24 protein-coding genes are annotated in these 25,122 nt (G+C 63.6%); 10 read left to right on the top strand and 14 right to left on the bottom strand.

The features are described 5' to 3' along the window. Nucleotides 1–86: 86 nt before the first annotated feature. The 5 genes from ACODR8_RS12295 to ACODR8_RS12275 form a co-directional block, all read right to left on the bottom strand. Nucleotides 87–2,480: a TonB-dependent receptor gene (locus ACODR8_RS12295; RefSeq protein ID WP_489007503.1), complete on the bottom strand. Its 2,394-nt coding sequence runs from the start codon at nucleotides 2,478–2,480 to the stop codon at nucleotides 87–89. 230 nt (nucleotides 2,481–2,710) lie between these two features. Next, entirely contained in the window at nucleotides 2,711–4,195 is a 1,485-nt protein-coding gene (gene nov2 / locus ACODR8_RS12290) for a lignostilbene-alpha,beta-dioxygenase NOV2 (protein ID WP_489007502.1), read from the bottom strand. A gap of 86 nt (nucleotides 4,196–4,281) precedes the next feature. Continuing rightward, nucleotides 4,282–5,904: a GMC family oxidoreductase gene (locus ACODR8_RS12285; protein ID WP_489007501.1), complete on the bottom strand. Its 1,623-nt coding sequence runs from the start codon at nucleotides 5,902–5,904 to the stop codon at nucleotides 4,282–4,284. Between the two features lie 8 nt (nucleotides 5,905–5,912). Beyond that, on the bottom strand, nucleotides 5,913–8,084 hold the full coding sequence (locus ACODR8_RS12280; RefSeq protein WP_489007500.1) for a PQQ-dependent dehydrogenase, methanol/ethanol family: 2,172 nt from the start codon (nucleotides 8,082–8,084) through the stop codon (nucleotides 5,913–5,915). After that, nucleotides 8,081–8,995 (bottom strand): NAD(P)H-binding protein, encoded by a 915-nt coding sequence (locus ACODR8_RS12275; protein WP_489007499.1) that lies wholly within the window; start codon nucleotides 8,993–8,995, stop codon nucleotides 8,081–8,083. The genes ACODR8_RS12280 and ACODR8_RS12275 overlap by 4 nt, the downstream gene beginning before the upstream one ends. Before the next feature lie 95 nt (nucleotides 8,996–9,090). Here ACODR8_RS12275 and ACODR8_RS12270 point away from each other — a divergent pair, with 95 nt between their 5' ends. Further along, the gene (locus ACODR8_RS12270) at nucleotides 9,091–9,588 is read left to right on the top strand and encodes a nuclear transport factor 2 family protein (RefSeq protein ID WP_489007498.1); all 498 of its coding nucleotides are present in this window, start codon (nucleotides 9,091–9,093) and stop codon (nucleotides 9,586–9,588) included. A 4-nt stretch (nucleotides 9,589–9,592) separates the two neighbouring features. Here ACODR8_RS12270 and ACODR8_RS12265 read toward each other — a convergent pair whose 3' ends face one another. The 4 genes from ACODR8_RS12265 to ACODR8_RS12250 are packed head-to-tail and all read right to left on the bottom strand — an operon-like array spanning nucleotide 9,593 to nucleotide 12,847. Next, nucleotides 9,593–10,114 carry a hypothetical protein gene (locus ACODR8_RS12265; RefSeq protein WP_489007497.1) on the bottom strand — a complete coding sequence of 174 codons (522 nt, stop codon included), beginning with the start codon at nucleotides 10,112–10,114 and terminating at the stop codon, nucleotides 9,593–9,595. Continuing rightward, nucleotides 10,111–10,518: a c-type cytochrome gene (locus ACODR8_RS12260; RefSeq protein ID WP_489007496.1), complete on the bottom strand. Its 408-nt coding sequence runs from the start codon at nucleotides 10,516–10,518 to the stop codon at nucleotides 10,111–10,113. Before ACODR8_RS12260 ends, ACODR8_RS12265 begins: the two co-directional genes overlap by 4 nt. After that, nucleotides 10,515–12,047: an FAD-binding oxidoreductase gene (locus ACODR8_RS12255; RefSeq protein ID WP_489007495.1), complete on the bottom strand. Its 1,533-nt coding sequence runs from the start codon at nucleotides 12,045–12,047 to the stop codon at nucleotides 10,515–10,517. Before ACODR8_RS12255 ends, ACODR8_RS12260 begins: the two co-directional genes overlap by 4 nt. A gap of 32 nt (nucleotides 12,048–12,079) precedes the next feature. After that, nucleotides 12,080–12,847 (bottom strand): SDR family NAD(P)-dependent oxidoreductase, encoded by a 768-nt coding sequence (locus tag ACODR8_RS12250; protein WP_489007494.1) that lies wholly within the window; start codon nucleotides 12,845–12,847, stop codon nucleotides 12,080–12,082. A 211-nt stretch (nucleotides 12,848–13,058) separates the two neighbouring features. On the opposite strand from ACODR8_RS12250, the gene ACODR8_RS12245 reads away from it, so the two are divergent. From ACODR8_RS12245 to ACODR8_RS12230, 4 genes are all read left to right on the top strand, one after another. Continuing rightward, nucleotides 13,059–13,907 (top strand): p-hydroxycinnamoyl CoA hydratase/lyase, encoded by an 849-nt coding sequence (locus ACODR8_RS12245; RefSeq protein WP_489007493.1) that lies wholly within the window; start codon nucleotides 13,059–13,061, stop codon nucleotides 13,905–13,907. Nucleotides 13,908–14,024: 117 nt separating this feature from the next. Further along, nucleotides 14,025–15,152 (top strand): cobalamin-independent methionine synthase II family protein, encoded by a 1,128-nt coding sequence (locus tag ACODR8_RS12240; RefSeq protein WP_489007492.1) that lies wholly within the window; start codon nucleotides 14,025–14,027, stop codon nucleotides 15,150–15,152. After that, the gene (locus ACODR8_RS12235; RefSeq protein WP_489007491.1) at nucleotides 15,149–15,547 is read left to right on the top strand and encodes a nuclear transport factor 2 family protein; all 399 of its coding nucleotides are present in this window, start codon (nucleotides 15,149–15,151) and stop codon (nucleotides 15,545–15,547) included. The genes ACODR8_RS12240 and ACODR8_RS12235 overlap by 4 nt, the downstream gene beginning before the upstream one ends. 6 nt (nucleotides 15,548–15,553) lie before the next feature. After that, entirely contained in the window at nucleotides 15,554–16,315 is a 762-nt protein-coding gene (locus ACODR8_RS12230; protein ID WP_489007490.1) for an IclR family transcriptional regulator, read from the top strand. Nucleotides 16,316–16,367: 52 nt separating this feature from the next. Here ACODR8_RS12230 and ACODR8_RS12225 read toward each other — a convergent pair whose 3' ends face one another. The 4 genes from ACODR8_RS12225 to ACODR8_RS12210 all read right to left on the bottom strand — a co-directional run bounded on the left by ACODR8_RS12225 (nucleotide 16,368) and on the right by ACODR8_RS12210 (nucleotide 19,202). Beyond that, nucleotides 16,368–16,658, bottom strand: coding sequence for a type II toxin-antitoxin system RelE/ParE family toxin (locus ACODR8_RS12225; RefSeq protein WP_489007489.1), 291 nt, complete (start codon nucleotides 16,656–16,658; stop codon nucleotides 16,368–16,370). Next, on the bottom strand, nucleotides 16,651–16,896 hold the full coding sequence (locus ACODR8_RS12220) for a type II toxin-antitoxin system ParD family antitoxin (RefSeq protein ID WP_489007488.1): 246 nt from the start codon (nucleotides 16,894–16,896) through the stop codon (nucleotides 16,651–16,653). The genes ACODR8_RS12225 and ACODR8_RS12220 overlap by 8 nt, the downstream gene beginning before the upstream one ends. A 131-nt stretch (nucleotides 16,897–17,027) precedes the next feature. Then, nucleotides 17,028–18,428 carry a syringate O-demethylase gene (gene desA, locus ACODR8_RS12215; protein ID WP_294134062.1) on the bottom strand — a complete coding sequence of 467 codons (1,401 nt, stop codon included), beginning with the start codon at nucleotides 18,426–18,428 and terminating at the stop codon, nucleotides 17,028–17,030. Continuing rightward, on the bottom strand, nucleotides 18,429–19,202 hold the full coding sequence (locus ACODR8_RS12210) for an alpha/beta fold hydrolase (protein ID WP_489007487.1): 774 nt from the start codon (nucleotides 19,200–19,202) through the stop codon (nucleotides 18,429–18,431). It lies immediately after the preceding gene. Nucleotides 19,203–19,317: 115 nt separating this feature from the next. Between ACODR8_RS12210 and ACODR8_RS12205 the strand changes: the two genes are divergently transcribed. Genes ACODR8_RS12205 through ACODR8_RS12190 form a run of 4 tightly spaced genes read left to right on the top strand, consistent with a single transcriptional unit; the run spans nucleotide 19,318 to nucleotide 22,286 of the window. Then, nucleotides 19,318–20,187, top strand: a complete 870-nt coding sequence (locus tag ACODR8_RS12205; RefSeq protein WP_489007486.1) for a methylenetetrahydrofolate reductase — start codon at nucleotides 19,318–19,320, stop codon at nucleotides 20,185–20,187. A gap of 29 nt (nucleotides 20,188–20,216) precedes the next feature. Further along, the gene (gene purU / locus ACODR8_RS12200; RefSeq protein WP_489007485.1) at nucleotides 20,217–21,071 is read left to right on the top strand and encodes a formyltetrahydrofolate deformylase; all 855 of its coding nucleotides are present in this window, start codon (nucleotides 20,217–20,219) and stop codon (nucleotides 21,069–21,071) included. A 2-nt stretch (nucleotides 21,072–21,073) separates the two neighbouring features. Beyond that, entirely contained in the window at nucleotides 21,074–21,937 is an 864-nt protein-coding gene (locus ACODR8_RS12195) for a bifunctional 5,10-methylenetetrahydrofolate dehydrogenase/5,10-methenyltetrahydrofolate cyclohydrolase (protein WP_489007484.1), read from the top strand. Beyond that, nucleotides 21,930–22,286: a dihydroneopterin aldolase gene (locus ACODR8_RS12190; RefSeq protein ID WP_294134076.1), complete on the top strand. Its 357-nt coding sequence runs from the start codon at nucleotides 21,930–21,932 to the stop codon at nucleotides 22,284–22,286. The genes ACODR8_RS12195 and ACODR8_RS12190 overlap by 8 nt, the downstream gene beginning before the upstream one ends. Here the strand turns inward: ACODR8_RS12190 and ACODR8_RS12185 are convergent. After that, entirely contained in the window at nucleotides 22,283–23,602 is a 1,320-nt protein-coding gene (locus ACODR8_RS12185) for an MFS transporter (protein WP_489007483.1), read from the bottom strand. The two genes, ACODR8_RS12190 and ACODR8_RS12185, sit on opposite strands and share 4 nt — an antisense overlap. Before the next feature lie 141 nt (nucleotides 23,603–23,743). On the opposite strand from ACODR8_RS12185, the gene ACODR8_RS12180 reads away from it, so the two are divergent. Beyond that, complete coding sequence (locus ACODR8_RS12180; RefSeq protein ID WP_489007482.1) at nucleotides 23,744–24,970, top strand: multidrug effflux MFS transporter; 1,227 nt, start codon at nucleotides 23,744–23,746, stop codon at nucleotides 24,968–24,970. Nucleotides 24,971–25,122 lie beyond the last annotated feature (152 nt).

The raw sequence follows: 25,122 nt of genomic DNA, 5'->3' as shown, positions 1-25,122 counted from the left end.
CGCCCACAGAGTGTATCCTGAATGGGAGGTCGGGTGGGGGTGTGGGCCGGTGCGGTTGCGCCAAAGGCGCATTCCAAGACGGACTCTCAGAAGCTCTTTTTCGCCGTGACCGACCATTCGCGCGGCCGCCCGACCACGCCGGTGACGACGCCGAAACTGCCGACATTTTCCGCCTTGCCCGCATAATAATAGCTGTCGAGCAGGTTGGTGACGGCCAGGCTGAGCGACCAGTCCCTGTCCGGCCCCTGATAGGTCAGACGCGCATTGACCAGATGGGGCGCGTTGATCTGGTTGAACGGGTTGTTGATGGCATTGTAAAAATAGTTGGAGCGCCAGGACCAGTCGATCCGCGGCGTCAGCGTGCCAGCCCCGCCCAGATCGGCCTCATATTGCATACCCGCCGACAGCTGCCATTTGCTGATGAAGGGGGCAATCATATCCTTGGTCACCAGCGTCGCGGGGTTGGTGATCTTCTTATAATCAAAGTCGAGATAACCGGCGGACGCGTCGATCGACAGGCCGTCCGTAGGATGGAGCGAAGCTTCCAGTTCCCAGCCGAACACGCGAGCATCGCCAGCGTTGGACGGGACCGAGCAGGAGAATACAACGCTTTCGGGACACTGGTAGCGGACGAGCTGCATATCCTTGTAATCGTTCAGGAACACAGCGCCGTTGAGGCGTATCATGCGACCCATCAGGTCCGCCTTGAACCCGGCTTCATAAGTGGTCAGCTTTTCAGGACCAAAGGTCTGCACCTGGTCCGGCGCGGACGGACGCGGATTGATGCCGCCACCCTTGAAGCCGGTCGACACCTGGGCATAGGTCATCAACTGGTCACTCCAGCGATAATTGACTCCCAGACGATAATCGAGGCGGCTGCCCTTGAACGTCCCCGACAGGCCGTCCAGCCCGGCGAGCAGGAAATTGGGCGTGAAGAAAGCGCCGCTGGGCAAAGTGCCGTCGGTATTGCGGCGCGAATAATCATAGGTCTTTTTGTCGTCGGTGTAGCGCAGCCCGGCAATCACGTTGAACGCATCGCTGACATGGAATTCGGCATGGGCAAAGGCGGATGCGCTGCGATTCTTGACGACGTCATCGACCAGGAAATCGAACAGCAAAGTCGGGATGGCGCTGCGGCCGGTCAGCAGATCGGTCGCTTTATAATAGAAGCCGCCCACCGTCAGATCGACCGCGTCGTTGAAATTGGCGCTCAGGCGTAACTCTTGCGTGAATTGTTCGTGGCCATAGTTGAACTGCTGCAACAATATGGCGAGCGGCGAACCATCCACGTCGATCGCGCTGGTGCCATCGGCCTTGCGATAGCCGGTGATCGACTTGAGCTTGAGCATGTCCGACACATCATAGTCGATCGTCCCGGCAATGCCCCAACTCTTGACCGAACTGGTCGGGCTGGCGGAAAAGCCGCCGGGGGCCACCTGGGTCGGGATGCCGAACACGGTCGTATAATTGCCGCCCGTGGCATAATTGGCATAGGAGGTGTAGCTTTTCGACGCGGTGATGAAACGGCTGTCGAACGGGATGCCTGCGGTCGGATCGCCCGGCACATAGCTGCGCACCAGCGGATTGTTGGCGTAGAGCAATTTGGTCGCGACCGCTTCGCTATTATCCTTGGACACGTCGGCCACGATGTTGATTTCCAGCGGCGATCCGGCGGGCGCGTAACGCAGCGCGGCGCGCAGGGCCATGACGTCGATTCCGCCTTCGGTGCCGACCTGGCACCCCTTGTCATTGGTGCCGGTGGGCGCGATGCCGGACGCCGGATTGACGCAGCCATAGTCGAGCAGCTTCATATAGCCATCGACATTTTTCGACACGCCCGACACGCGCAGGAACAGGCTGTCGGTCAGCGGGATATTGGCGCTGCCACGCAGTTCCAGCTTGTCATAGCTGCCATAGGTAGCCTCGATAAAGCCGCCCGCCGTCGCGTCCGGCTTCTTGCTGAACAGCTTGACCGCGCCGCCGACGCTGTTCTTGCCCGCCAGCGTCCCCTGCGGCCCGCGCAGCACCTCGACCCGCTCTAGATCGGTGAGGTCCATCACCGCACCATAGGTGGTGCCATAATAGATGTCGTCGATATAGATGCCGACCCCCGGCTCCAGCGCAAAGCTGGAATCGAGCTGACCCACGCCGCGAATGAAGGCGGCAACCGAATTGCCCTGAAGGCTGGTCGCGGGGGCCAAGGCTACGTTGGGGGCGAACTGGCCAAGGTCGGTGACGCTGGTCTGGCTGCGCGCGGCGAGCGTTTCGCTCGACACGGCTGTGATCGCGATCGGCGTGTCCTGCAAATTCTGCGCCCGGAACTGGGCGGTGACGATGATGTCGGCGGGCTGGCCCGACTGATCGGCGGCCTGTGCAGGCGCTGCTGCATCCTGTGCCAGGGCGGGCGTCGCGATCATCGCGGCGACCAGCGCCAGGCTGGCGGCGCTGCCGTTAAACGCGGATTTCCAGATATATGTCATTATTTTTCCTCCCTATTCTCAGCCCGCCGGGCATGGGGAGGACGACACCGGACCACCCATGGGGCGATACCGGTCCGGGCGACGCTTATGCGTCTGCCTTTGCTGCCATCCTCTGGTCCTGCTCGTCAGACTGTTCTGCTGTGCCAGTTCTTTTTGGAAGGGGGCGCGCAACTGTTACGGCTCCGACCCTCTTCCGCAGTAAATAACGATCGTTACTATTTGTCAAGCCATCACGCAGCGGCCCTCGCCCGATTTCGACGTGCATCCGCCAATTGCGCCGCCGACACCCAGGCACCATGAACCTGCGCCCGCATCGGCAGCGGCATCGGCACACGGGCGACGGGGCCAGCGGCGATCGCACCGGCCTCCACCACCCAAAGTTCGGACTTGAAATCCGCCTCGCCCGTCTGCCGATCAACAACCATCAGCAGCCAGCCGTCATGCCCCTCCTGTGGCGATGGCACATGCACCGGCTCGCTGATCGCCATGCCAGGCTCCAGCCCCATCATGTCGATGCGGCCATTGCCGGGTTCGATCCGCAACAGCGCGTTGAAAGCAAAACCGACAGGTCCGCCCAGCAGTGGCGGGCCACCCTGCGGGTTCATCGACAGATACCAGGCTGCCCGATAGGGCCGCCCCTGATCGACATCGCGCAGACGCGGCATGTCGCCCGGCGGCCCGATCAGCCGTTCTTCGAACACATCGCCATCTTTGGTCAGGTCGAAGGTCCATCGGGTCAACCCGCCCTGAATCTCACGCTGGTCACACTGAATACCGCCAGCCTCCCGCATGAAACCAAAGGCGTTGCTGTCCGACAGGCAAAGGTCCAGATGAACGAAGCCGTCCTGTTCGAATGCGTTCACCAGATGGAAGGCCGACACGCCGTTGCGCCCCCTGAACCAGCGCATCTCCTCTACCTTGCCATAACGCGGCATGATGCCGACCCAGCTTTCCAGATCGTGATGATGCGCCCAGTGCTCCCCGCCCGCTTTCAGCCGATCCAGATCGGCTGTGGTCGGAAAGATCGGGAAGATCGCATAATGTTCGGTGATCGCGAAATCATGGACGCTCGAACAATAGGGCTGGTCGAACCATTGTTCGGAGATCAGCTTGCCGTCACGATCCGCGATCGCGTAGGAAATTTTCGTCGAACACAGCCCGTCGGCTTCATAGCCGAAGAAGAAGATCTCGCCGGTCTGTGGATCAACCCTTGGATGAGCGGTGAAGGTTTGGGATTTGAGCGCGCCATCATAATCCCAGCGGCCCAACGTCTCCAGCGTGTCGGGATCGACCTGATAGCCAAGGCCGTCCTCCTTGGTCATCAGCAGCCGCCCGGCGTGCCAGACCGGCGTGGTGTTGGCGACGGTGCGGTCGCAACCGGCGGCGCTGGCGTCGTCGGTGAAGGGGTTGCGATACCGGCCGAAAAGGGCGCGCCGCGCGTCCTTTTCCAGCCGATAGCGTTCGGTTTCGACATAGCGGATCGCATAATCCACCTTGCCGTCATGAATGGCGAATTTCGCGACCATGCCGTCGCCTGACAGTACGACATCATCGTCGAACATCGGCGGATGAGCAGGGTCTGGCACGGCGCGGAAGAAGGCGCCGTCAATCTCGGCAGGGATCGTGCCGATCACGTCCAGATTGCGCGCGGACCATTCGATGCCCACGGGCGTGTTCAGCCCGATGAAATGGATGGTCTGGGGATAGCTTGGCATCGCCCTTGGTTCCTTATTCTCTCCTGGGATTTATACTAACATTCGTTACTATTATTGCAAGCGTAGAATGTATGCCTGTGCAACCTTTATGCCGCCTGCCGCGTGTTGCGGCGCAGGGTCTTGAGAACATGATCCGCACCCTTGTCGCCGATCATGATCGCGGTCGCATTGGTATTGCCCGCCGGTAGCGACGGCATCACCGACGCATCGGCGACCCAAAGCCCGTCCATGCCAATGACGCGCAAATCCGCGTCGACCACAGCGGCCGGATCATCGCGATGCCCGATCCGGGCAGTGCCGACCGGATGATAGAGTGGGATCGACGCCATCTTCACATAGTCGCGCAACTGCGCCGCATCGGTCAGCGCCGCGCCGGGGCGCAGTTCCGATTTCACATGCGCCGCGATGGCCGACTGGCGCAGAATATCGCGAGCGATGCCGATGCCTTCGACGATCTGTTCTATGTCCAGCTCACTGTCGAGTTGCCGGTGCGCGATGACCGGCGGGGCCAGCGGATCGGGCGAACGCAGCGTGATCCGCCCGCGATGGCTGGGCCGCATCAGGCCGACCAGCGTCGACACGGACGGATTTTTCCGCAGCATCAACCGGCCGCGCTCGTCAAAGTCGAAGGCGAAGGCAGCAAAGCTGATCTGGAGATTGGGCGCGGGCAAGTCCGCCCGACTTTTGACGAACGCCTGTGCATGACCGATCGCTGTGGTCAGCGCGCCGCGTTTCGCCAAAGCATAGCGCAGCACCTGCCAGGCCCCGCGCAGTCCCTGCGCATCGCTGTTGAGCGTCGCGCCATCGACTTCGTTGACGACATGGGTGCCGACATGATCCTGCAAATTGCGGCCGACGCCGGGCAGGTCGCGCACAACCTGTATGCCCATATCCGCCAGATGATCGGCCGGGCCGATGCCCGACAGCATCAGCAGGCGCGGCGTATTCATCGCGCCTGCCGACAGCACCACGCCATGCCGCGCGCGCAGGATTTTCTCGACGCCGTCCTGACGATAGACGATCCCGACCGCGCGCTGATCTTCGATCAACAGCCGGAATAATTGCGCCTCCAGCAGGACGGTCGGCGCCTTGCCACCGCGCCGTTCGTGCAGATAGCCCCGCGCCGCTGAACAGCGGGCGCCGTTGCGCTGCGATACCTGGACATAATCGACGCCCTCGGCGCTTTGCCCATTCAGGTCGGTCGAACGGGCTATGCCTGCCTGTTGCGCCGCCGCGATCCACTGGTCGGTGATCGGATAGCGCGCGCGTCCTTCCGACACCGCGATCGGGCCGCCAGTCCCGCGCCATGTATCCGCGCCACGCTCATTATCTTCCATCCGCCGGAAATAGGGCAGCACCGACGCATAGTCCCAGCCGTCCGCGCCCATCGCCGCCCACTGGTCATAGTCCCAGCGATGGCCGCGAATGAACATCATGCCATTGAGCGCGCTCCCCCCGCCCAGCAGCTTGCCCGCGGGCCAGATGTCCGCCCGCCCGCCCAGCGTCGGGTCTGGTTCGACCTGATAACACCAGTCATAGTCCGGATTCTGTACGATCGCGCTGGTCAGTGCAGGCACGCGCGAACGCATATGCCGGTCGGTCTTGCCCGCTTCGATCAGGGTGACGGCCAGCCCGGCTTCGGCCAGCCGCCCGGTCATGGCGGCCCCGGCCGATCCGCCGCCCACGACGATGATGTCGGTATCTTCCATGGATGATCCTAAAAATTCGACATAACGGCGATGCTGGGCGCATCGAGCGGCTTGCCCGCCGCCTTGAGCTTCGTCTCGCGCGCCCGCAACGCGCCCTGCTCGGCGATCAGCCAGGCGTGGATCGCATCGACATCCTGCATCGACAGCAGATCGTCCCAGCGCGGCATCCCGCCCGGTAGCAACAGGCCGTCGCGCACGATCGCGCCGAACATGTCATGGGTCGCAGGCTGCATCCGCCGCAGGTCGGGTGCGGTCGATCGCAACTGGTTGCTGTGGCAGATGGCGCAATTCTGGAAGAACAGCCCCTGCCCCCGCGCGATCATCGCGGGGTTAACCCCCGACTTCTGCGCGGGCGGTGGGGAGGCAACCTCCAATGGCGGCAGCGGCCCGGGCTTCTTCACCGGTGCGCCATCCAGTTTGAACACCAGCAGTCGGTTGGCATTGCCATAGCGATAGGCCGCGGAATATTCCGGCACAAAGCCCCAGCCGCCGCCGCCAAAGCCGGTCGCTACCGCCACATATTGCACACCCTTGACCCGGTAGGTCATCGGCGCGGCCATGATCGAACTGCCGGTATCAATCTCTTTGAGCAGCTTGCCGGTGTCCGCGTCCCGCACCATCAGCTTGCCACCGATCGTGCCGTGAAACACCAGCCCCGACGCGGTGGCCAGCGTCCCCATCCGGTCCTGCCACCCCTGCGTCGGCACTGCCCATTTCGCCTTGCCGGTCAGCGGATCGATCGCGCGCAGTTCGGAACTATAGGGCTTGTCCTCCACCCATTGCATTTCGGGCAGCTTCTCCACCTGATCGCGGATCGCAGCGGGCAGCGTCGGCAGCACCTGTTGCAGCATCGGCGTGAAGATCAGGGTCGTCTGGACGTTCAGCGCCTTGGCACGGCGCGCCTGTTCCGGCGTGCCGGGTGGCGGGCCGAACATGAGATTGCCCATGTCCAGCACATGCGCGAAATAGAGTTTGCGCGTCGGGTCATAAGCGGCGGGATACCAGTTGCGCGCGCCTGCCGAGGCTGGATAGACGATGCGCGGGCCGTTCCAGTAATCGACATTTTTGGGCGTCATCTGCGCAACGCCGTCCTTGTCGAACCCCTTGGTCCAGTTGGTCCGCACCAGCGCATTGATCCGCAGCGGCTTGCCGGTTTCCCGGTCGATCACGAACAGATAGCCGTTCTTGGGCGAATGGAGGATGGCGGGGCGGACCTTCCCCTCCACCTCGACATCGGCCAGCACCATCGGCTGGGTCGCGGTATAGTCCCAACTGTCGCCCGGCGTTTCCTGATAATGCCATTTGACCGCGCCCGTCTTGCGATCCAGCGCGACGATGGAGGAGAGATAGAGGTTGGTGCCGCCCTTGGGCGATCGCGTCTTTATCGCATAGGGTCCGCCATTGCCGACACCGATATAGACAGTGTCGAAGGCCGGATCATAGTTGATCGCATCCCATACCGTACCGCCGCCGCCAATGTCCCAGCGGCTGTCCTTGTCCCAGGTCTTGAGCGCAGCATCGAGCGCGGGATTTTCCTGCGGGCCGGTTTTGGGATCATGCGGCACGGTGAAGAAGCGCCACGCCTGCTTGCCATCGGCGATGCGATAGGCGGTGACATAGCCGCGCGCGTCATATTCCGCGCCCGCATTGCCGATCAGCACCAGATCGCCCGCGACTTCCGGCGCACCCGTGCTGGTGTAGCCGCGGCTGTGATCGGTGACGGTGACGGCCTTCCAGACCACCGCGCCGGTTTTTGCGTCGAGCGCGTAGAGCATCCCGTCGAGCGCGCCGACCATCACCTTGCCATCGGCCACGGCCACACCGCGATTGGCCTGGTCGCAACAGGCCGAACGGTTGGCCTGCATGTCCACTTCCGGCTCGAACGTCCAGAGCGACGCGCCGGTCGCGGCGTCCAGCGCATAGACCCGGCCGAGATTGCCGCTGGTGTACATCACGCCATCGACCACCACCGGGGTGGCTTCCTGCACCCGGTTGGTGCCCAGATCATGCGACCAGGCGAGGCCGAGCCGTTCGACATTGCCCGCGTCGATATCGGTCAGCCGCGAAAAATGGCTGCCGCCGACATCGCCCCCGGTAAAAGGCCAGTCGTCGCCCGCGCCGCCTTTGTCGCCCGCCGCGCAACCCGCCAGTAACAGCAAAGCCAGAATTGCGCCTCTCACAGCGGCCAGCTCCCCTTGTGCGCCAGCATGACCTCGTGCAGCGATTTGGGCTTCTTGCCTGTGATCCGTTCGACGCAATCGGTGGCCTGGGCAAAATAGCCTTCGCGGATCGATTGGCCGAAGGTGACCATGTCATCGCTCGACCAGGGAATGGGGCCATCGGGCGCGATGTCGGACGCATGGCGGGGGATGCCGAGCGAATCGAAATAGGCGAACATGGCGTCGTCATCGACCGGTTCGACGACGATCGGCTTGCCCGCAATGTCGCTGGCCATCGCCATCGCTTGCGGAATGGTGACGAGGTCCGGGCCGGTCAGCGTATAGGCCTTATTTTCGTGACCCGGCTGGGTCAGCACGCCCACGGCGGTGGCGACGCAATCGTCGCGGCTGACGAAGGCGACCGGGCCATCAGCGCAATTGTCGGGCTTGGTCCCGGCGATCAGCGCGGGGATGACCATCGCGGCGGCGACCGCTTCGGCATATTGGCTGTCGCGCAAATGGGTCCAGGCTGCGCCCGACGCCTCGATGATTTCCTCGGTCGCGCGATGATCATATTTGACGATGGCGGGATTGCCCGGTTCGTCGGCGGCAATGATCGACGTATAGACGATGTGGCGCACCCCTTGGGCGACCGCCGCCTCCACCGCGTTGCGATGCTGGCCGACGCGGGTGCCGACGCGGGCGGTGCTGATCAGCAGCATCCGTTCGCCTCCTGCCATCGCAGCGGAAAGAGTTGCCGGAACATCGAAATCGGCGAAGCGGACGTCGGCGCCTTTGGCGGCAAAGTCGGCTAACTTAGCAGGCGTGCGCGATAGCAGGATGATGTCCTGCGGCGCGACCTTGTCCAGCAGCAGGGCTGCGGCGGCGCGGCCGAATGCGCCGGAAGCCCCTGAAATGATGATCTTTCCCATGCACCCTCTCGCCTATCATTCTTATCGCCAGTTGCGCATAATAGTAACGAATGTTATTGTTGCGTCAAGAGAGTGAAAACAGGAGAGTGACTATCATGCCAAGCCTGCCCATCGAGGACCGGATCGCCCTACAGGATCTGATTGCCGCCTATAGCTGGGCGTTGGATACGGGCGATGTCGATGCGCTGGTCGCCTGCTTCACGCCCGATGCGCGGATGGTGGAGGAGGTGTTTGACGAACCCGATATCTGGGAAGGGCATGAGGGGATTCGCGGGATTGCCGAACATTATCGCAACGCGCCGGGCTTTCCGGGTCGCCAGCATCATGTGACGCAGGTTCAATATAGGCCGCAGGACGATGGCGGCTGCACCATGCGGTCCTTCGCCTTCGTCACGGAATGTGAAGGCGAGCCGCCCTACCTGCTGCGTTTTGCAGGCTGGTATGATGATCATGCTGTCAAAGGCGAAGATGGCGAGTGGCGTTTCCGCCGCCGCACCGTGCGGCTGTGGGACGGCGCCGTGCTGAGCAAATTCCCTGGTCGGGGCGAGTGGGTGCCACGCAAGCGGCCGGAGTCGCTGATCATTAAGCGCTAGCCGGTTAGCGGGACCGGACCAGCACCCAGCTGAGCGCCGGTTCCGTTGCTCCTGTCACCGGAATGATTTCGCACTGCTCCACCCCGCCCAGCGCCAGTTCGGCAAAGGCTTCGGGCCAGCGCACGCCAGCGAGGCGTGCCAGCGTGGCGATGGTTGCGCCATCGGGCGCGCAGATCGGCACCATCACGCCGACGGCGCGATGCAGGACCAGCGCGACGCGGCGATAGCCTGCTTCCGCTGCAATCTCGCCGATCAGCAGTTCATCGCTGCGCCGGGTGACGCCGAACATCGATGTCGGTTCGCCGGCCAGCAGGCCGCGCAATTGTCGTACCCGGTCCCCCTCCAGCGCCAGTGACGCACCGCCCAGCGCGCTCGCCCGCGCAGCAAAACGCTGTCCTGCGCCAAGGCCCGGATCATGCAGCAGCAGCGCCCCGCCCGGCCGCGTGGCCATCGCGCCGCCCGATCCGGCGAGGGCGGACGCCACCGCTGCGCTGGCCAGAAAGCCGCGCCTTGTCACGATGGTCATTGTCCCCCCTCCCCGGCTCGCGCCAGATGTTTCGCGATCAGGTCCATGTCCGCGTCGCTCACCTCGCCACGCGGAATGGCGGGCATGTTGCCGATCCCCATGCGCGCGGCCTGCACCACATAATCGACGGTCAGGTCGGTGCGCTTTTCGAGCAAAGGCTGTTCCGTCCGGCGCGCCAGCAGTCCCGTCCCCATGCCGCCCGGCCCATGGCACATGGCGCATTTTTCGAGATAAAGCCGCTCGCCCGGTCCCGCCTTGGGCCGGGACGAAAGGGTTTCAGGCGCGGGCAGCGGCGGCGGTCCCTTGGCCGCCGGTGCCGACGCGCTCTCGTTCGCGCGGCCGCACGCTGCCCCGGCCAGCACCAGGGCGGACGCTACCAATACCATCCATCCCCGCCGCATCATGCCCGGCCTCCCGCCTTGCGGGTGGGCCAGATGCCGCTCTTGCCCGGCGCGATCACGCCGTTGGGATCGAGCGCATCCTTGACCTTGCGGTTGATCTGCCACAGCGCGCCCTTGTTGAAATCATAGGTGGCAGCGACCGCATCCATATAGTCGAGATGGGTCCGATATTCGCCATAGCCCTGGGCCTTGGCGTCGGCGATCAGTTGCTTGAGGAAGGGATCGACCCGGCCCATCAGCGCGGGATCATCCTTGTTGATCAGCACGGCGTTGACGTTGATGAGATGGCGTTCGCCGAACGCAAAGCTGGCCTGATAATCCATGCCAAATTCCTTGTAGCGGGCATAGGTGCGCTGGAACTGCGCCATGGCCGCCGCGCCCGATTGCGGCAATATGGGCGAAAAGCCGACATGGCCGCCGCGCCCGCCATGCCAGTTCGCATTCTGCATCGGCATGGTCAGCGGCGTGCCGGTCCAGCCGCTCGCCTCCATCGGTTCGCCCGCCTTCCAGCTGGTCGGGCGCATCGCCATGGGTTTCAATGCACCCATCGCCTGTTCCAGCACGGCATAAGCCGCCTTGTTCACCGACTCGCGACCATAGAGGCGCAGGCTGACGCCCCACCAGCCGACATTGAATTTCTTGCGGATCGCCGCGATCACATCGTCCGCCAGCGCGCCGGGCTTGTCGGTCCACTGGTCGCGCGTCGTCACCACGGCGGCGGCGCGCAGCCAGTTGCCGATGGTGGGCGACTGCTGCAACAGCCCTTCGCGTCGCAACGGGGCGATGGCGTCGATCAACGGACCCAAATCCTCCGGCCGGTCAAATTCCAGATCCATGCCCATCAGCGATTCGGGCGCTGGCATCAGCCAAAGCCCCATTTTGGTGACGATGCCGAAATTGGACTGAACGAACATCTGGTCCCAGCTGGGACCAAAGCCGAAACGATAGAGCTGCCAGGTCGGTGCGCCGTCGAGCGCCCCCATCCCGGTGCGCACGACCAGCCCATCGGCCATCACCGCTTCGATACCGCAGATGCGCGCCGCATGTTCGCCATAGGGGGTATAGCCGACCCCCCGGTCGAGCGCATTGCCGACGACCGATCCCCAGCTATTGCCCGGCACCGACAGCCAATGCTTCATGCCCTTGGACTTGAGGAAATCATAGAGATCGTAGAAGCCGACCCCCGGCTCCAGCAGCACGGTGCCGTTCGCCTCGTCATAGTCGATCTTCTTCATCCGGCTCATGTCGAGGACGACCGATCCCGCCAATAGAGGTGCGGAACCGCCATAGCCCAGATTCTTGCCCCGGCTGATCGGCCAGAGCGACAGGCCACGTTCCGCCGCAACGCGGACGATCGCCTGCACCTGCTCCACCGTGGCGGGCGCTACCGCACCGGCAGGATGATGGAGCGCGTCGTCGATGGCGAACTTGTCCTGATAGGCAAGCTGGTCCGCTTCATCGAAAAACACATGATCCTTGCCAACGATCGCGGCGAAGGCGGCGATGGCGGCGGGAGGGAGGGGTTGGGCCATGCTGCTAATATGCCTTGTGCTTGGAAAGGGGTTCAGGCCGCTGCCGTCCAGCGGGTGCGGGCCGGGGGGCGCGCGCCGCCGTCCAGCCGCAGCACTTCGGCGTTGATCATCGGGCTGCGGATCAGGAACATGGCGGCGTCGGCAAATTCCTGCGCGGTGCCAGCGCGGCGGGGAAATTCCATGCCGTCGATCAGCTCATCGACCAGCGCGGCGGGCATATGCACGGTCATCGGGGTGGCGAAAAAGCCGGGCGCTATCCCGACGCAGCGGATCGCATGGCGCGACAGGTCGCGCGCCCAGATCAGCGTCAGTGCGGCCAGCGCCGCCTTTGAGGCGCCATAGGCCCCCATCCCTTCCTGTCCTTCAAACGAGGCGATCGAGCAGGCATTGAGGATGATGCCGCGTTCGCCATCCGCGCCGTCGGGGGCGTTAGCGATCATGGCGTGGGCGACATGGGCGGTGACGGCGACCGCGCCAATGAGATTGACGTCGATCACCCGGCGAAAGGCGGCGACGTCGCCTGGACCGGCAGGGGTTGCGATGGAACCAATGCCGCCGATGCCCGCCATATTGGCCAGGATGCCGATCGAGCCGTGGCGATCGACAATGGTGGTAATGATGGCTGCAAGAGCCGCTTCATCGGTGATGTCGCAAGGGATCGACTCGATGTCTGTCAGCGTGGCCAGCTGCCGGTCCAGCACCACGACCCGCGCTCCGGCGTCGCGCAAGGCCAGCGCCACCGCTTCGCCCAGACCCGATGCGCCGCCGGTCACGAGCGCCACTTTGCCCTTCACGTCCATCCCGCCTCGCTCCATCGATCATGTCGATGTTTTTAATAACGATCGTTATCATCTAGTGGCATGTGGACGTTGTCAAGCCAGCGCTATGTCCAGCATTTGACGCCGTCATAAAATTCGCTTGCCAATTCCGCCTCCCGTATTGTATCCCTAGCATACATATTCGGTGAGGCCGCCCCCGGCCCGCCTGTCACAGGACCAGCCAGGGAGCAGGATGATGGAAAACGAAAAAGACGTCGTGTCGGTGCATGTCGATGACCGGATCGCCTGGGTGAATTTCGCCCGCCCCGCCAAGCGCAACGCGATGAGCCCGACGCTCAACCGGCGCATGATGGAGGTGCTGGACGAGCTGGAGTTTCGCGACGATGTCGGCGTGCTGGTGCTCAGCGGCGAAGGCACCGCCTGGTCGGCGGGCATGGACCTGAAGGAATATTTCCGCGAGACCGAGGCTGACGGCCTGCGCGGCGTGCGCAAGTCGCAGCGCGAAAGCTATGGCTGGTTCCGCCGCCTGCGCTGGTTCCAGAAGCCGACGATCGCGATGGTCAATGGCTGGTGCTTTGGCGGCGGCTTTGGCCCGCTATTCGCCTGCGACCTCGCCATCTGCGCCGATGAAGCGCAGTTCGGCCTGTCCGAAATCAACTGGGGCATATTGCCCGGCGGCGGCGTGACCAAGGTGGTGGTCGACCTGCTATCGATGCGCGACGCGATGTGGTTGACTCTGACCGGCGATCTGATCGACGGCAAGCAGGCGTCGGCGATGCGGCTGGTCAATGAAAGCGTGCCGCTCGACCAGCTTAAGGACCGCACTCGCGCCGTCGCCGACAAGCTGCTGTCGAAAAATCCGGTCGCGCTCAAATTCGCCAAGGATGCCGTGCGTCGCGTCAATACCATGACTTATGACGAGGCTGAGGATTATCTGGTGCGGATGCAGGAAGCCGCCAATTTCCACGACAAGACCGAAGGTCGCAAGGAAGGCATCCGCCAGTTCATCGACGAGAAGAGCTACAAGCCGGGTCTGGGCAGCTATGACCTGTCCAAGGCGAAGGCTGACAGCGAAGCCTGATTTCCGCTATCCCTCCTGACAGGCGCCGAACGGGGTTCGGCGCCTTTTTTTCATATCCGTGATATATCCATATCCGCGAAACTGTGGCAGGATGCTCTAAACAGGAGGAGGATCTTCATGCCCATTGCCACCACCCATGTCGGCAGCCTGCCGCGCGGCGACGCGCTGACGCCGCTGTTGCTGGCCCGCGACAAGGGCGAGCCTTATGACGCAGCGGCGTTCGATACATTGGTGCAGGCTGCCGTGTCCGAGGCTGTGACTGCGCAGATCGAGGCGGGCGTATCGATCGTCAGCGATGGCGAATTGGGGAAGGTGGGCTATTCGACCTATATGATCGAGCGACTGTCGGGCTTTGGCGGGCATACCGACCGCAGGCCCGCCGCCGATCTCGCCCCGTTGCCGGACCTTCGGCAGAAGTTGGCTGTGATGATGGGCAGTCAGGATTTCACGCGGGCGTCCTGCATCGGCCCGGTGCGGAAGGTGACGCTGGCGCCGCTGCATGACGATATTCGCCGGTTCAAGGCGGCGCTGGCTCCGCATGGCGAGGGCGTGCGCGCCTTCATGAATGCCGCGTCGCCGGGGCTGATCACCGCGTTCCAGGTCAATCGCCATTATCCCAGCCATGAAGCCTATCTCGCCGATCTGGTCGATGCGATGCGCGAGGAATATGAGACGATCGTGGCGGCGGGGTTCGACCTGCAACTCGATTGCCCAGACCTCGCCATGTCGCGGCATACCGGCTATCAGGATGCGAGCGAAGAGGAATTTCTGAAAATCGCCGCGGCCAATGTCGAAGCGCTCAATGCCGCGACCGCCAATATTCCGCCCGAACGGATGCGGATGCATATTTGCTGGGGCAATTATGAGGGGCCGCATGATCATGACATACCGCTGGAGAAGGTGATCGACATCATCCTGCCCGCGCGGCCAGCCACGGTCCTGTTCGAGGGGGCGAACCCCTGCCACGAGCATGAATGGACGGTATGGCGCGACGCGACCATTCCCGATCACAAAATCCTCGCCCCAGGCCTGATCGATACCTGTTCCAACTATGTCGAGCATCCCGAACTGATCGCCCAACGGATCGAGCGTTTTGCCCGGATCGTCGGCAAAGAGCGGGTGATCGGCAGCACCGATTGCGGTTTCGGCACCTTTGCGGGCTATGGCAAGATCGACCCGGCGGTGACATGGAAGAAGCTGCGGTCGCTGCGCGCGGGGGCTGATCTGGCGGACGCGCGGCTGTGACGGCGGAGGAGCGACGCGCCATCGAGGCGGATTGCGCGCGGTTAGTGGCGCTCTATGCCAATTTGAACGATGCGGGCGACTGGCGGGGTGTGGCGGACCTTTATGCGCCCGACGGGCGGATGGCGCGGCCGACGGCACCTGACGATTGGGTCCAGGGGCGTGAGGCGATACTGGCGGCGTTCCTCGCCCGCCCGGCGCGGGTGACGCGGCATATCTGTTCCAATATCGTGATCGATGTGGTGAGCGCCAGCGAAGCCGTGGGGGAAAGCGCGATGCTGTTGTTCACGGGCGATGGCGCGCCTAAGGTCGGATCGTTTCACGACCGCTTCGTCCTGAGCGCGGCGGGATGGCGCTTTGCCGAGCGGCGGGGCAGTCTGATTTTCCAAGGGAGCTAGCAGCCCATGAATGGCACCACGCCGTCCACCGTCAAATCGGCGATGCGCACCATCGACATCATCGAATATGTCGTCGCGCGGCCCGCTGGCGTGGTGGCGCAGGAGATTGCCGCGGGCCTGACCATTCCGGTCAGCAGCCTGTCCTATCTGCTCGCAACGCTGGTGGAGCGGCATTATCTGGCGCGGGAGGGGCGGCGTTATCTACCCGGCCCGGCGCTGGCGCGGCTGGTGTCGCCGCGCATGGCGCTGTCGCTGGCGGACAAGGTGCGGCCGCTGGTCAAATCGCTGCGGACCCAGACCAATGAGACGGCGTCCTTCTTCGTACGCGACGGGTGGCAGCTGGAAGCCATCGTCACCGAGACGGCGGAACAGTCGCTGCGCTATTCGATCAGCGTTGGGACGCGCATTCCGATGCATAGCCTGGCGGCTGGCAAGGCGCTGCTGGCGACGCTGGCGGATAGCGAGATCGACGCCTATTTCGCGCAGGTGCCGCTGGAGCCGTTCACGCCGCAAAGCCTGACCGACGAGGCAGCGTTGCGGGCCGAACTCGCCGCGATCCGCGCGTCGGGCGTGGGGCGCACGCGGGAGGAATATACGCCGGGCATTTGTGGCCTCGGCATAGCGGCGATGGTCGATGGCGTCGCGGTGGGAGCCTTTTCCGTCGCCATCCCCCTGCCCCGCTTCACGGCGGAACTGGAAGCCCGCGCGGTGATGCAGTTGGAGCAGGCGGTCGAGTTGTTTGCGGCGGCTGAGGTGGGGGCGGAGTGACGGATATGGCGACGCATGATTTGGTCGCCTACCAACTGCAGTTCAGTCCGTCCTAAAGATGACGGATGGCGTCCATGCGGTGGTGCAGGACTCGGATGATGGCGATGCCGTAGCTTGTCTCTCGAAAATAGAGGATGTGCCGCTCGATATTACGTCGCCGGTAGCCGGGTCGGATGTTGGCGCAATTTTGGGCGCGTTGCGGCGCTTCGGCCAGTTCGGCGCAGGCGGCTTCGATGAGATCGGTATAGTGCAGGGCTTGGGAGAGACCCCATTTCGCTACCGTATAATCAAATATCCCTTCCAGATCGCGCTGCGCCCGCGGACTGAGGCGATATTCAGCCATGCTGGGCGGATTTGCGCTGCTTGAACGCGGTAAAATCAAAGGGTTCGGCTTCGCCGCTCTGTTCACCCTCGATCAGGGCCTGGCGGATCGTTTCGACTTCAAAGCTGCGTTCCTGTTCGCGGCGGATAAGATCGCGGATGGCTTCGCTGTCATTGGTGTAGCTTCCCGCCTCGATCTGTGCGGCGATCCAGGCATCCTGCTGCACGGTGAGCGTGATGGTCTTGCGAACGGTTGCCATAAATGCCTCCACATGGGGAACAGTAATCTTATTATTGGTGCAATTTAAGGCAGCCACAGGGTTGCAGCAACCCCAACGAAAACGGGGGACGCCTTTCGGCATCCCCCGTTCCTCCCGCTCACAAAAAGTGATCAGGCCTTCTTCGTGCGCCAGCCGTCGGCATAATTGTCGCGGGCGGCTTCCGAATAGGGGACCGAGGAGACGATCGCCTTGATTTCGGTCTGGACGTGACGTTCGACGGTCGGCTTGGAGGTGCCGCCATTGGGTTCGCCCCACAGTAGGGTCACTTCGGTGCCGGGTTCGGCATATTCGGCATCGACCATCGCCAGCGCCAGGAAGCGGCCGGCGTTGATGGTGTAGCCGATCCAGGTGGACAGGCCGATGGTCTTGCCGTCCTTCAGCACCGCGTCGTAAGGGTGCATACAATAGACCGCGCTGGGGAATTCCAGGAACTTGGCCTTGTCGCCGGTCTGGAGCATCGAACTCATGACGCGGACGATATCTTCATTGTCGAGGGCCAGCGTCACCTTCTGGCGGTGCGGCTGATCCTTGACCTTTTCCAGCGCTTCGCGACCGATGAAGTCATGGTCGAACTTGACCATGATGCCATAGCCCAACTCCCACGGGTTGAGATAATAATCCTCGATATTGTCGGAGACGAAGCTGCCGCCGAGCGAGCACATGCCTTCATAGGATTTGGCGGGCAGCCATTCGCGGAACGCCTTGGAACCTTCGCCGGTATAGGTGGCGGGTAGCGGCGACGGGATCCAGCCCGATTCCAGCGTATTGGACGAATAGGTGCGACCACCGCACAGGGTGAGGCCATAATCCTTGCCCGCTTCGATCAACGCGTTGCGGACGGTGTCATAATCCTTCCAGGGACCAAACAGCTCGTAGCCCGGCTGGCCGGCCATGCCGTGGCGCAGCGCGCGCACTTCGACGCCAGCGATCATGATCGGCGCCATGTGGAAGAATTTAAGGTCCGGCGGAGTCTGGCCCATCGCCTTTTCCAGCACGGGCATGGCGTTTGGCCCCTGCAGCTGGAAGCGATAGTTGCGGCGATAGCCCTGCTGGTCGAGCGGACGGGCGGCGGTGCGTTCGTCGCGTTCGACCTTCACGTCCCACTTGCCGGTCGAGGCCCAATATTCGACCCATTCGATCGAGGGCGCGCGGCCGACCAGCTCGAACTTTTCTTCTTCCAGATAGAAGAGGATGACGTCGCCGATGACATAGCCTTCGGGCGTAACGGGCGCGAACTGCTTGGCGCGGTTCGGCACGAAGCCCTTGAAGCTGTTGGGGGCGAGATAGGCGAGCATGTCGAACGCGCCGGGGCCGGTGACGAGCAGGTCGACCATGTGGAAGCTCTGGTTGAACAGGACCGAGCTTTCCGCCCAGCTGCGCTGTTCGTCGCGCCAGTTGCTATATTCGCCCGGAACGCCCGGATAGGCGTTGGGGCCGACCTGCTGGTTGCGCAGGAATTCGACGATGTCGCCCTTTTCATCGAGCAGTTGTTGCAGGGACTTGTCGGTCATTCAAACCTCTCCTTTGGCATGATTGGAAATATTAGGGAAATCGGGTGCAGCAGGGATGGTGAGCCATTCCCCGACCAACCTGTTGAAAGCCTGTGGCGCTTCGGCGGGCATCATATGGCCCGCGCCTTCGACGATGCGCAGCTGCGCGCCGGGTATCGCGGCGACAATCGCTTCATGCTGGGCGACCGGGGACCATTGGTCCTGGCGTCCGACCATCGCGACCGTCGGGCAGGCTATGGTCGGCAGCAGCGCATCGACGGACGGGCGGCCCAGCAGTGCCTCTATCTGCGCCTCAAACACGGGCAGGCCTGCCGAAACGGCCATTGTGTAGAGGCTGTCCATCAGGGGTTCGTTGCGCAAGCCCGCAAAGCCGACCATCGGCGGCAGCCAGCGTGCGACCAGCGCGGCCATGCCCTGTTCGCGACCAATATCGCGCAGCGCATAGCGCGCTTCGCGTTCGCCGGGTTTCGGGCAGTGAACGCCTGTATCGACCAGCGCGAGTCGCTCGACCCGTTCGGGTGCCTTGCGCACAAGCTCCAGCGCTATGCGCGCGCCCATGGAATGACCGAGTAGCGAGACGCGCGCGGGCATCCGCGCCAGCGCATAGTCGGCCATCGCCTCTATCCGGTCGCACCCGGCGTAAAAGCCGTCAATCACCTGGGCTGCGGGGAAAGCAGCGACCAGTTCAGCGAACATGCGCGAATCGCACATCAACCCCGGAAGGATGATGAGCGGCGCGGCCTGGCTGCCCTGATCGGACGTTTTCGTATCCATGAAGTTTTCATCTATACGAATGTTTACGGATAGGCTAGGGGAAAATGCGCCGGGGAGAGGCACGCCGCATTCGTCCTGCTGGCCACCCCTGATCGAATGCTACCGGGAGAGAGACATGAGCCTGCCGTCGATCCATCCGAACTGGGATTTGCCGCCAAAGGGCATGACCGATGGCTATTCGCTGGAAATTACTGCGAAAGACATTGATGCACTGCGCGAGGCCGCGCCCGCCATGGCCCCTGAAACCCCGGTCGCCGTCACCTTCCTGCCGGGCGAATCGCTGGAGGCGCGGATCGAGGCAGCGCGGACGGTGCGGGCGCTGGGTTTTGAACCGATGCCGCATTTTTCCGCCCGTCGTCTGGAGTCGGGCGACGATTTCGAGGCCTATCTGGCCGCTGTGGTGCGGGAGGCGGGCGTCACCCGCTGCTTCATCATTGCGGGCGATCCGCCTGAAGCCGCCGGTCCCTATACAGACAGCATGTCGCTGATCCGCACCGGGGCGTTCGAGCGGGCGGGGATCAAGGCGATCGGCATTGGCGGCCACCCGGAGGGTCATCCCAATATGACGCCCGACCAATGTTTCGACATATTGATCGCCAAATGCGCCGAGATAGAAGCGCGTGGCATGGCCCCGCTGATCGTCACCCAGTTCAGTTTCGACGCGGCACCCGTGCTGTCCTGGCTGGCGGAGTTGCGCACACGCGGCATAAATGCGCCCGTGCGGATCGGCATTCCCGGCCCTGCGGGGATCAAGACGCTGATGCGCTTTGCCGCGCGCTGCGGCGTGGGGGCGTCCGCGTCAGTGCTGACCAAATATGGCATTTCGATCACCAAGCTGATCGGCACCGCTGGTCCGGATAAGCTGGTCGATGCCCTTGGCAAAGGGCTGGGAAGCCAGCATGGCAAGGTGCGACTACATTTCTATCCATTTGGCGGCCTCGCCCGCACGGTCGAATGGATCAACGATTATACAAAAAGCCGCTAAAGGCGGCGCGATTTGAGCGGAGAAGCGATGTGACCGAGATTTGCACCCTGACCCTGCAATGCGACGACCGGCCCGGCCTGGTGGCCGACGTCGCCGGCTTTCTGGCGCAGCAGGGCGGCAATATTACCGACGCCCAGCAGTTTAACGACAAGCTGACCGACCGTTTCTTCATGCGGGTGGAGTTTGAGGCGGCGGACGGCAGCATCGACGGGCTGCGCGCGGCCTTCACCAACGTGGCGCAGAAGCGTGGCATGGAATGGAGCCTGCGCCGCCGCAGCGAACGGCAGAAGGTGCTGCTGCTGGTCAGCAAATTCGACCATTGCCTGGGCGACCTGCTCTATCGCTGGCGGATCGGCGAGCTGGACATGGATGTGGTGGGCATCATCTGCAACCATCCGCGCGAGGCGCTGACCATATCGCTGATCGGCAATGTCCCCTTCCACCATCTGCCGGTGACGAAGGACACGAAGGCCGAGCAGGAAGCACGGATCAAGGCGATCGTTGACGAGACTGGCGCGGACCTGATCGTGCTGGCGCGCTACATGCAGATTTTGAGTGACGATCTGGCCGGGTTCGTATCCGGCCGGTGCATCAATATCCACCATAGTTTCCTGCCGGGCTTCAAGGGTGCCAAGCCCTATCATCAGGCGCATGAGCGCGGGGTCAAGATGATCGGCGCGACGGCGCATTATGTGACCGCGGACCTGGATGAAGGGCCGATCATCCATCAGGATGTCGAGGCGATCGGCCATGCCGACACGCCCGACGATCTGGTGCGCAAGGGGCGCGACATCGAACGGCGGGTGCTGGCGACAGCCGTGCAGCATCATTTGCAGGGCCGGGTGTTCCTGAACGGCGCGCGCACCGTCGTCTTCAAGGCCTGACCATGGCGCAGGTCATTGACGGGCGCGCGATGGCGCGCGCCCTGTCGGACGAGACCGCCGCGCGGGTGGCGGCGCTGGTCGAACGGACCGGCCAGCCGCCCGCCCTGGCGGTCGTGCTGGTTGGCGATGATCCGGCGAGCCATGTCTATGTGCGCCGCAAGATCAGCGAATGTCGGCGCGTGGGGATCAGGTCCATCGAACATCGGCTGCCGGTCGATTGCCCGCAGGCCGATCTGCTGGCGCTGATCGACGCGCTGAATGCCGATGCGGCGGTGCATGGCATATTGATCCAGCTGCCGCTGCCCGCCGGGATCGATGCGGCGCTGGTGCTGGACCGGATCGATCCGGCCAAGGATGTGGACGGGTTCCATCCGGTCAATGTCGGGCGATTGTCCACCGGGACCGGCGGGCTGGTGCCATGTACGCCATTGGGGATCATGAAGCTGCTCGACAGCGTGATCGACGATTATCGCGGGTTGAACGCCGTTGTGATCGGCAAGTCGAATATTGTGGGCAAGCCGGTCGCCATGCTGTTGCTGGAGCGGGAGGCGACGGTTACCGTCACCCATATCGAAACGCTGCACCTGCCCGACATTGCGCGCAAGGCGGACATCATCGTCGCGGCCGCAGGTGCGCCGCATCTGGTGCGGGGCTATTGGGTCCGGCCCGGCGCGATCGTGATCGACGTCGGCATTAATCGCGTCACCCAAGCCGACAATAGCACGCATATTATCGGCGATTGCGCTACCCATGAACTCGACCATGCCAAGGCGGTGACGCCGGTGCCGGGCGGGGTCGGACCCATGACCATCGCCTGCCTGCTCAGCAACACCGTGCTGGCAGCCGAAAGGAGCCAAGATGCCTGAAACGATCTGCACCACCCGCGTGAAGGTGCGCGACCTGCCCCTGCTGGCTGACATCGGCATCAATCCCGACGAGATCGGCCGTCGCCAGCCGCTGGTGATCTCGGTCGATCTGCTCCTGTCCGCCGACCGGGTGGACGGGATTGGCGACACGGTCGACTATCGCAAGGTCGCGCAGGCGGCCGAGGATCTGGCGCTGGTCCATATTCCGCTGATCGAGACATTCGCGCAGAAGCTGGGCGAGCGCTGCCTGGACTTTGCCTGCGTGGTCGAGGCGCGGATCAGCGTGGACAAGCCTTTCGCGCTGACCCGCGGGCTGGCGGGGGTCGAGGTGACGGTGCGGCGGGACTAATTCTCATCCGAGGGACGGATGCGGGAGGCCAGCAGGACCAGCGCGGCGATGCCTGACCCCAGCGCCAGCAACAGCGAGGTGGTGCCTCGCCCTGCCCCTGCCGCTAGCAATTGCCCCGCCGCGAAGGGACCAAAGGCCGCGCCGAAGCGGCCGAAGCCGATCACCGCGCCAGTACCCGTCGCGCGCAGGGTGGTGGGATAAACGTTAGCGATGAGCGCATAGAGGCCAACCACCGAGCCGTTGGACAGGAAACCCAGGATGAACGCCGCGCCCTGAAGCAGGACCAGTTCGGGCGGTACGGCACCGAAGGCGGCGACCGCCACCGCTGCGCCAGCGAGGCCAAAGATGACGAGCGGGCGCAGGCCAAGGCGGGGCGAAAGCAGGCCCAGCATCAGCCCGCCGATCGCGCCGCCCGAATTCATGAACACCGACACGATCGTCGCGCGCGACGGATCGAACCCCAGCGCCACGACCAGCGATGGCGCCCAGCCAAGCGCATAATAGAAGGTCATCATGTGCAGGCCGTACATGACGATCAGCGCGATGGTGGTGACGCGGTAACGGTCAGCGAACAGGGACCGCATCGATGCTTTGGGTTCGTTGAGCGCCACCAGTTGCGCCGCCTGCGGCTGGCCAAGCCGTCGCAATATCGCGTTGATCCGCGCCAGCGCATCCGGCCCCCCGCGCGTCGCCAGCCAGCCGATCGATTCGGGCAGGCAGGCCAGCACCAGCGGTACCATGATGAGCGTGGCGACGCCGCCGAACAGGAAGATCGCCTCCCACCCCTGCGTCCGTAGCAATTGCGCCGCGCCCCAGCCGCCGATGATGCCGCCAACCGGATAACCCGCCGCCATGATGCTGACCGCCAGATCGCGGCGGCGACGGTTGGCAAACTCCGCCGACATGGCGTTGATCGCAGCCAGCATCGCCCCCAGCCCCAGTCCGGTGAGCGCACGCAGCAGGCCCAGCGACACGACCCCGGTGGCAAAGGCGGACGCGAACATGCCGACCGTCATGATGCCAAGGCAGAGCAATATCTGGCGGCGGCGGCCGATACGGTCGGCCAGTTGCCCCAGCGTCAGCGATCCGATGACCATGCCGACAAGGCCGGTCGAGACGATGATGCCGATCGCGCCCGGCCCGATCGCCCAGTCCTTCGCAATGCCCGGCGCGGCGAAGGTCACCGCCAGCACGTCGAAACCATCGAGCGCGTTCAAGAGGAAGCAGACAGCGATCGCGACGATCTGCGGCAGGCGCATCGGGCTGTTGGCCATGATGCTGCGCGGGTCATCCGCTGGCAGGGTGGCGATGGCCATATTCATCCTCTCCTGTCGCGCCGTGCTGCCGCCATGGCGATATTGTATGCTGACGACACAATTAGGCGATCCTGCCCGCTTGCGCCAGCCCTATGATAAATGTAACGATCGTTATTAAATGGGAAGAGGGTGCGGATATTTATGACCGATGCGAGCCGGATAACGGCCGGGGAACGCACGCAGCCCAGCCTGTTGCTGGGGATCGGCTTTGGCTTTCTGTCGTCGCTTGGTCCCCTGGCGATCGATCTCTATCTGCCCGCCATGCCCGGCATGGCGCGCGAGCTGGCAGCCGATAGTGGCGCAGTGCAGCGGACTTTATCGGCCTTTTTCCTGGGGCTGGCACTGGCGCAGATCCCGCTCGGCACGCTGGGCGACCGGTTTGGGCGACGCTGGCCGCTGATTGGCGGGCTGGCGCTGTTCATCGCTGCGTCAATGGCATGCGCGCTGGCGACCAGTCTGGAGCAGCTGATCGCGTTTCGCTTCCTTCAGGGCATGGGCGCGTGTGCGGGGACGTCGAGCGTGCGGGCCATGATCCGCGACCGGCATAGCGGCCATCGCGCCGCGCAGCTGATGGCGTTCACCTTTCTGGTGATCGGCATTTCGCCGGTGCTGGCCCCGCTGGCAGGAAGCTATTTATTGCAGCTGACAAGCTGGCGCGGGCTGTTCGGGTTGCTGGCGTGCGGCGGCCTCGTGGCGATCGTCGCGGTGTTGCTATTCCTGCCCGAATCGCTGCCATCGGAGCGAAGGGTGACGCGCCAGTCGATGCTGATATCCTATGGCCAGCTGCTGGCGACCCCAGCCTTTGTCGGCTGGACGCTGGTCGCGGGGTTGGCGACGACCATCCCCTTCGCCTTTGTGACCGCAGCGCCCTTTGTGTTCAGCATCGGCTTTGCCCTGAGCGCGCATGAGTATAGCCTGTTGCTGGCGCTGAACGCCGTGACGTCGATCATCGCGACCCAGTTTGCGCCGGGCTTGATGCAGCGCCTTGGCGCGCGGCGGCTGGTACTGAGCGTTGCGAGTATTGCGATTGCCGCCACGGCAGTGATTGCGCTGGTGGCGACGCGGCAGGCCATGCCGTTGTTGCTGTTCCAGCTTTATTCGATGCTGTTGTTCGCGATCGCGGGCCTGATCCTGACCCCGGCGGCGATTTCGGCGTTGGATGCTGCGGCGGGCGGGGCGGGCGCGGCGGCGGGATTGCTGGGCACGCTGCAACTGGCGATCACGGCGCTGGCGAGCGGGGTTGTGTCGCTGTTGCCGTCTTTTACGGTACTGCCGCTGGTCGGCGTGTTGGGGGGGGCGTTCGTCATCATGTGGGTGACGAGCATTGCGATGGGTGCGCGAAGTGGAAGCACCGTTCGTCCTGAGTAGCCGTTGAGCTTGTCGAAATGGCGTATCGAAGGACTGCAATTGGACGCAACCCTTCGATACGGGCCTTCGACTTCACCTTCGGTGAAGTTTATCCTGAGCGCCTGCTGCAAGCAGGCAGTCGAAGGGCTCAGTCCCTACTCAGGGCGAACGGA

It is taken from the genome of Sphingobium sp. FG58 (genome assembly GCF_057809055.1).
Note: the sequence above shows the minus strand (reverse complement) of the source record. Positions and strands in the feature narration are given on the sequence as shown.

What these genes read in the sequence shown, in the direction of transcription:
- ACODR8_RS12295 (WP_489007503.1), bottom strand. Translation starts at nt 2,480, where the DNA reads ATGACATATATCTGGAAATCCGCGTTTAACGGCAGCGCCGCCAGCCTG.
- nov2 (WP_489007502.1), bottom strand. Translation starts at nt 4,195, where the DNA reads ATGCCAAGCTATCCCCAGACCATCCATTTCATCGGGCTGAACACGCCC.
- ACODR8_RS12285 (WP_489007501.1), bottom strand. Translation starts at nt 5,904, where the DNA reads ATGGAAGATACCGACATCATCGTCGTGGGCGGCGGATCGGCCGGGGCC.
- ACODR8_RS12275 (WP_489007499.1), bottom strand. Translation starts at nt 8,995, where the DNA reads ATGGGAAAGATCATCATTTCAGGGGCTTCCGGCGCATTCGGCCGCGCC.
- ACODR8_RS12270 (WP_489007498.1), top strand. Translation starts at nt 9,091, where the DNA reads ATGCCAAGCCTGCCCATCGAGGACCGGATCGCCCTACAGGATCTGATT.
- ACODR8_RS12265 (WP_489007497.1), bottom strand. Translation starts at nt 10,114, where the DNA reads ATGACCATCGTGACAAGGCGCGGCTTTCTGGCCAGCGCAGCGGTGGCG.
- ACODR8_RS12260 (WP_489007496.1), bottom strand. Translation starts at nt 10,518, where the DNA reads ATGATGCGGCGGGGATGGATGGTATTGGTAGCGTCCGCCCTGGTGCTG.
- ACODR8_RS12255 (WP_489007495.1), bottom strand. Translation starts at nt 12,047, where the DNA reads ATGGCCCAACCCCTCCCTCCCGCCGCCATCGCCGCCTTCGCCGCGATC.
- ACODR8_RS12250 (WP_489007494.1), bottom strand. Translation starts at nt 12,847, where the DNA reads ATGGACGTGAAGGGCAAAGTGGCGCTCGTGACCGGCGGCGCATCGGGT.
- ACODR8_RS12245 (WP_489007493.1), top strand. Translation starts at nt 13,059, where the DNA reads ATGATGGAAAACGAAAAAGACGTCGTGTCGGTGCATGTCGATGACCGG.
- ACODR8_RS12240 (WP_489007492.1), top strand. Translation starts at nt 14,025, where the DNA reads ATGCCCATTGCCACCACCCATGTCGGCAGCCTGCCGCGCGGCGACGCG.
- ACODR8_RS12230 (WP_489007490.1), top strand. Translation starts at nt 15,554, where the DNA reads ATGAATGGCACCACGCCGTCCACCGTCAAATCGGCGATGCGCACCATC.
- ACODR8_RS12225 (WP_489007489.1), bottom strand. Translation starts at nt 16,658, where the DNA reads ATGGCTGAATATCGCCTCAGTCCGCGGGCGCAGCGCGATCTGGAAGGG.
- ACODR8_RS12220 (WP_489007488.1), bottom strand. Translation starts at nt 16,896, where the DNA reads ATGGCAACCGTTCGCAAGACCATCACGCTCACCGTGCAGCAGGATGCC.
- desA (WP_294134062.1), bottom strand. Translation starts at nt 18,428, where the DNA reads ATGACCGACAAGTCCCTGCAACAACTGCTCGATGAAAAGGGCGACATC.
- ACODR8_RS12210 (WP_489007487.1), bottom strand. Translation starts at nt 19,202, where the DNA reads ATGGATACGAAAACGTCCGATCAGGGCAGCCAGGCCGCGCCGCTCATC.
- ACODR8_RS12205 (WP_489007486.1), top strand. Translation starts at nt 19,318, where the DNA reads ATGAGCCTGCCGTCGATCCATCCGAACTGGGATTTGCCGCCAAAGGGC.
- ACODR8_RS12195 (WP_489007484.1), top strand. Translation starts at nt 21,074, where the DNA reads ATGGCGCAGGTCATTGACGGGCGCGCGATGGCGCGCGCCCTGTCGGAC.
- ACODR8_RS12190 (WP_294134076.1), top strand. Translation starts at nt 21,930, where the DNA reads ATGCCTGAAACGATCTGCACCACCCGCGTGAAGGTGCGCGACCTGCCC.
- ACODR8_RS12185 (WP_489007483.1), bottom strand. Translation starts at nt 23,602, where the DNA reads ATGGCCATCGCCACCCTGCCAGCGGATGACCCGCGCAGCATCATGGCC.
- ACODR8_RS12180 (WP_489007482.1), top strand. Translation starts at nt 23,744, where the DNA reads ATGACCGATGCGAGCCGGATAACGGCCGGGGAACGCACGCAGCCCAGC.